The sequence below is a fragment of the Planktotalea sp. genome (assembly GCF_039984035.1).
Classification (GTDB): domain Bacteria; phylum Pseudomonadota; class Alphaproteobacteria; order Rhodobacterales; family Rhodobacteraceae; genus Planktotalea.
Map to the genome: position 1 here is coordinate 1 of NZ_JBDWVM010000079.1, position 4,488 is coordinate 4,488.

Genomic DNA, 4,488 nt, shown 5'->3' on the forward strand with positions numbered 1-4,488 from the left:
GCACTGGCGGGGCGATTATGAGCAATCCGCGCCCACATCTGGTCTTGCTCGGCGGCGATGCTGGCCCGTCGGGCGTGCCGCGCCACATCGAACAAATGTGTCAGGCCCTCACAAATGACCCGGCCCAAAACTACCGGATCACCGTTATTTCCGAACCCGACGAAGGCGGCTACAGCTTTGCCAAAGGCCTTGGCGTCACCCATGTCGGACTACCCGCGCTGTCCAGTTCGTTGAACCCGTTCAAGGTTTTCAAAGGATGGCGTGCCCTGCATGGCGCACTGCGGCGCGATCCTCCCGATGTTATCTGGGCCCAAGCCCGCTTGCCTGTCCTTTTGTCACGCCTTCTACCTCGTTTCGGCGCGCCTTTACTCATAACATTTCATGGCAGCCCCTTTCTGGGACGGTCCCGAAAAAGCGCCCGTGTCATGCGCGCCATTGAGACCTTGTTGCTACGCGCAACAGCGCCGCTCGACATTGTGTTTCTGTCAGAACTGGACCGCCAAAGCTTTGACGGCCTACCGCTCGCGCGTCACAGATGCCACACCATTCCTAACGTCGCCTCGACGCTCGATTTTCCGCCCGTTGCGCCCTCCGATGATCTGCGACTGGTCATGACAACGCGCGATAGCCCACAAAAAAACCTTGATGCAGCGGCCCGTATCTTTGGCGCGCTGCCCGAAAAAACCTGCCTGACCTTGCTGGGCACTGGTACAGATTCAGCGGCGCTCAAAGCCAGGTTTGCGAAAATACTCCCGCCAGCGGCACTGGCCCGCGTCACATTTCAAGGGCCGGTTTCCGACGTCACGCCCGAGCTGCGCCGCGCACATGGCTATCTCATGACCTCGCACTACGAGGGCATGTCGCTCGGCGCGCTCGAAGCATTCGCATCAGGCTTGCCAATCTTTATGCCAGATATCGGCGGGAGCCGCGAAATTCTCTCTGCGCATCCCTTGGCCGCGATGATTGATCCACGCGATCCAATTCAGGCGGCAGGTATCATGATACCTAAACTGCACAGCTATCAAAACGATCCTATCGCGCATTCCAACACAATAAGCGCGGCATATAACGCCCACTTTTCGCCCAAAGTCTGGTCCAAACAAATCAAGGACTTGCTGGAAAGCACAATCTCTGGTCAAAGCCAACGAAGGTCATTAGATTAAGTATATTATTAGATTTCGGTGGAAAATTCGTTGAACAAGAAGCTATCCGAACCTGAAACGGCAAAAGTCGTGCGACCCGACGAAAAACCGCAAGCACGTCAGAACGCCACGAAGAATGCCGTAAAAACCGACGCTAAAGAGCCCGCAAAAAATGCGGCCCAAAAGGCGCGCGAAGAACGCATTGAAATGGTCACCAAGGTTGAAGACCTGAAAAAGGCGCGGCTTCAAAAGCAAATCGATCTTCTCGAAGCCGAAAACAAAGCAACTCAAGCCAAAATCGCCGCTGCAAATCAAGCGGCAAAGGCTCCTGCGCAAAAAACGCCTCCGCCGCCAGCAGCGCCAAAAGCACCTAATGGCCCACAAAACGCAGGCCCGGCAGGCGGTGCAAACGCGGCACCACGCATTCCTCCCGCCAAGCCTGCAACCATGCGCGGGCGCCATTACTTCATCTTGTTTACGTTCATGCTGGTTTTCGTGCTGCCGACCGCGGGCGTTGGCTGGTACATGTATGAACGAGCGACCGATCGATATGTGTCTTACATGGGATTCTCGGTCCGCACCGAGGAAACAGGCTCTGCTTTTGAGCTGCTCGGCGGCGTCGCTGAACTCTCCGGCTCGTCCTCATCGGACACGGATATCCTCTATCAATTCATTGAGAGCCAGCAATTGGTTGCTGCGGTGAATGAACGTCTGGATCTCGAAAAACTTTGGCTCCATCCCAATGTAGAATACGATCCTGTCTTCGCCTATGAACCCGGCGGCACTATCGAGGATATCACCGATTATTGGAACACGATGGTCGATGTCTTTGCGGACAGCGGCACCAGTTTGATTGATTTACAGGTGCAAGCCTTCACGCCTGAAGACGCGCAGTTGATCGCGATGACGATCTTCGACGAAAGCCTTCAAATGATTAACCGCTTGAGCGCAATCGCCCGGGAAGATGGCACGCAATATGCACGCGACGAGCTCACTCAAACAGTTGAGCGCCTCAAAGAGGCACGCACCGCGCTGACACGTTTCCGAAATCGCACCCAGATTATCGACCCTTCTGCCAGCATCACGAGCCAGTTGGGCATCCTGACCTCCTTGCAGTCCGAGCTCGCACAAACACTCATCGACTTTGACCTCTTGAAGCGCACGACCACTGAAAACGATCCGCGCTTAAAACAAGTCCGTCAACGGATCACGGTGATTGAAGAGCGTATCGCAGAAGAGCAGACCAAATTTGGCCAAGGCTCGTCAGCGACGGACGAAGATGACAATGCATTTGCCGATCTCATCGGAGAATACGAAATTCTCGCTGTTGATCTGGAGTTTGCCGAAACATCCTACAAAGCAGCCCAAGCCGCGTTAGATGCAGCGATTAATGAATCGCGTCGCCAAAGCCGCTATTTGGCGGCTCATATCCAGCCAACTCTACCAGAGTCTGCTGAAAAACCCGAACGCCTACTGACCACACTCTTTTTCAGTCTGTTTGCGTTTCTCGCTTGGGCCATCTTGCTTTTGACCGGCTATTCGTTCCGCGATCGACGGTAGGGCGTTGCCATGATCGTGCTTCGAAACTTGACCAAGACCTTTTACACCAATGGTGTGCGCAAAACGGTCGCAAACAACATCAACTTCACCTTTCCAACAGGTGTCTCTGTTGGTTTGATGGGGCGCAACGGCGCGGGAAAATCAACGCTTTTGCAGCTGCTGGCGGGCACCACTGAACCCACATCCGGCGAGGTGCTGACAACCGGATCAATTTCCTTTCCCGTCGGCATTGCGAGTTCGATGCATCCCCACCTCTCTGGCGCGCAGAACACGCGTTTCGTTGCCCGAATTTACGGTGTCGACACAGATGCGCTTGTAGAATTCGTGCGTGATTTCGCTGAGATTGGCCATCATTTCGATGTGCCCGTGCGCACCTATTCCTCGGGCATGCGCAGCCGCATCAGCTTTGGGATCAATATGGGGCTAAAGTTTGATACGTATCTGATCGACGAAGTGACCGCCGTTGGTGATGCAAATTTCATCCAGAAAAGCCGTGATGTCTTTAACGAACGCATGAGAAGCTCTGGCGCCATTTTTGTCAGCCACTCGGTCGGTCAAATGCGCCAGATGTGCAACGCCGGCGCTATTTTGGAAAACGGAACACTGACCTACTTTGAAGACATCGAAGAAGCCATCGCGCAGCACGAACATAATATGTCAAAGGGACTCAAATGAATCTCCCTTTACATAATCGGGCATCGCAATCATGACGCAACCCGCTCCACCGCTGGAACCCAAGTCACAAGCCGCCTCGCCCGAGTCTCTGCGGCGCGTTAACAATATTCCCTCCTTTGGGTCCATCCGCACGATTTACGCGCTGATCTTACGGGAAATGTCGACAACGTATGGACGGTCACCGGGGGGCTATATTTGGGCCATCGCAGAACCTGTGCTGGCGATTGGCGTTATGGTGGCGATTTTTTCAGCTGGCTTTCGCTCCCCCCGATTAGGGACGAACTTTCCGATCTTTTATGCATCGGGCTTTCTGGTCTTTTTCTGCTACAGCAATCCAGCAAATGTTGTGTCCCAAGCCGTCAATTTCTCGAGGCAATTGTTGGCCTATCCGCGCGTCACCTATCTAGACGCGATCGTCGCAAGATTTGTACTCGCACTGCTCACCCAACTTCTCGTCTCATATATTATTTTCCTCATCATTCTGATGACGATGGACACACGGACAGTCTTGCAGCTGACGTATTTACTGTCTGCCTACTCTATGGCCGCGACTTTGGCGTTAGGTATCGGCGTTCTAAACTGCGTTCTCATTTCGCGTTACCCATTCTGGCAACCTATTTGGAGCGTCATCAACCGACCACTTGTCTTGATTTCAGGGGTGATCTTTATCCCAGAGTCCATCCCTCAACCCTATCGGGACTACCTATCGTGGAACCCGTTGGTGCATGTGGTCAGCGAAGCGCGCAAAGCGTTTTACCCGACCTATACAGCGGATTACATTTCGCACACCTATGTCTATTCCATTGCTCTGGTGTGCCTGGTGGTCGGCCTGTCTTTGTTGCGCCGCACATTCCGCGACAGCATGGAACGCTAATCACACAATATCGATTAGGTTCGTGAGCGATTGAATATTCACAAGGTTGTTGAGCATCAGAGTATCGGTGCCAAAATCGAATAGAATGCCATCGCTCACAACTTCCGCATAACTAAGGGCGCTTGCCACATCGGCGCTCGCACCGCCCAATAGATCAGCGTCCAACGCCAGTCGATCTGTCAGCAGTGCGAAATCTGTGATGACATCATCGCCCTCATTGAACACGAACACATCGCG

The 4,488-nt window shown here is 53.7% G+C and carries 5 protein-coding genes; 4 read left to right on the plus strand and 1 reads right to left on the minus strand.

Features of this window, described 5'->3' with window-relative positions:
• The 4 genes from ABJQ89_RS03590 to ABJQ89_RS03605 all read left to right on the plus strand — a co-directional run.
• On the plus strand, positions 1–1,163 hold a 1,163-nt coding region (locus ABJQ89_RS03590; protein WP_348494900.1), incomplete at its 5' end, for a glycosyltransferase family 4 protein.
• A 30-nt stretch (positions 1,164–1,193) separates the two neighbouring features.
• Positions 1,194–2,702, plus strand: coding sequence for a capsule biosynthesis protein (locus ABJQ89_RS03595; RefSeq protein ID WP_348494901.1), 1,509 nt, complete (start codon positions 1,194–1,196; stop codon positions 2,700–2,702).
• Positions 2,703–2,711: 9 nt separating this feature from the next.
• Positions 2,712–3,377, plus strand: coding sequence for an ABC transporter ATP-binding protein (locus ABJQ89_RS03600; protein WP_348494902.1), 666 nt, complete (start codon positions 2,712–2,714; stop codon positions 3,375–3,377).
• Between the two features lie 31 nt (positions 3,378–3,408).
• Positions 3,409–4,251, plus strand: coding sequence for an ABC transporter permease (locus ABJQ89_RS03605; RefSeq protein WP_348494903.1), 843 nt, complete (start codon positions 3,409–3,411; stop codon positions 4,249–4,251).
• Here the strand turns inward: ABJQ89_RS03605 and ABJQ89_RS03610 are convergent.
• The coding region (locus ABJQ89_RS03610; protein ID WP_348494904.1) for a hypothetical protein at positions 4,252–4,488 on the minus strand (237 nt) is incomplete at its 5' end.